Origin of the sequence: Vibrio sp. OPT46, assembly GCF_015163535.1 — a bacterium.
Classification (GTDB): domain Bacteria; phylum Pseudomonadota; class Gammaproteobacteria; order Enterobacterales; family Vibrionaceae; genus Vibrio; species Vibrio alginolyticus.
Genome location: NZ_JADDYG010000356.1, coordinates 1,058 through 2,128, shown reverse-complemented (window position 1 = coordinate 2,128; position 1,071 = coordinate 1,058). Strand labels below are relative to the sequence as shown.

Below are 1,071 nucleotides of genomic sequence, written 5' to 3'. Positions count from 1 at the left end.
ATGGAGGCAGAGTAAGGCAGTGGTTCATCCAGTTTCAGAGCAGAGCTCAAGAAAGCTTGCATAATCATCATGCCTTTTGCATGTAGATTGCCTCCAAGTTCAGCTTTGCGCTCAACATCGGAAACATCGCCATCACCAAAATGAATTACACAAGATATTCGTGCAGGCTCACCATAGCTGACAGGGTGCCCAGCCATATCAATAACGGTTAGGCCATTGATTTGACCAACTTGTTCCCCAGTTGTCTCAATGATGACTTGTCCATCTAAAATATCGTACACGGCACGCTGAGGAAGGTAAGATTCTCGGTAATACTTGTCGTCAATCGCTTTATCTAACGACTTGTAATCTAATGCGTGACCATCACTGAACTGGCTGGCAAGCGTTAGAAGTTGAGAGTGCCACATTACTCCTAAAGGCAGATAATGTTGATCTTCAGTAAATCTCATACCGGCTAGCAACAATCTTCTAAAACCACATTCAGTTAAGTGAGGCAGCTGATATTGAGAACATATCCAGTTCACTAAACCAAAGTAATCTGTCAAATTCTGCTCTGACAGATGAATATCTTCTTCAACTTCCGTATACATGGCAAAGCCAGAACAGAAGTCGTCATCGATGTATTCTAGCTCTGCTAACTGACTTCTTTCTCCTGTTACAATCAGTTTTACATCATAAGCTTTAGCTTGCGGTACTGAAGTAGGTAAACGAGTAGGGCTTAGGTTCAGTGGCTCGATAAGGTTTTGTTGAATTGCAGACTTTATATTTGGCCAAAGTCCTGGGTTAGCCAAAATTAGATTAGCCGGTACAATTAAGTAACCGTTATCTGCCTGTGAAATTAAACCAGGTTGGAAGGCAATATCACCACTTACATCAACACTGTAACGGTCAAATAAACGTTTGGCATCAAGTGATTCCGAAAAAGCTATCGCAGCGTTAGACTGGCTCTGAAGAGCTTTACTGATGAACTCTCTATATACAGAATTATCTACGCAGTTAATGAGTAGTACTCGCGTCAATCCGGAAATTTTTGAAAAACGAGATATCGTTGCCGACATTCTCGGTTGGAGA

General features: G+C 41.8%; 1 protein-coding gene. It reads right to left on the bottom strand.

Annotation, left to right across the window (positions count from 1 at the left end; genetic code table 11):
• Positions 1-1,071: AAA family ATPase (locus IQR33_RS15840; RefSeq protein ID WP_193843850.1), on the bottom strand; the 1,071-nt coding region annotated here is incomplete at both ends.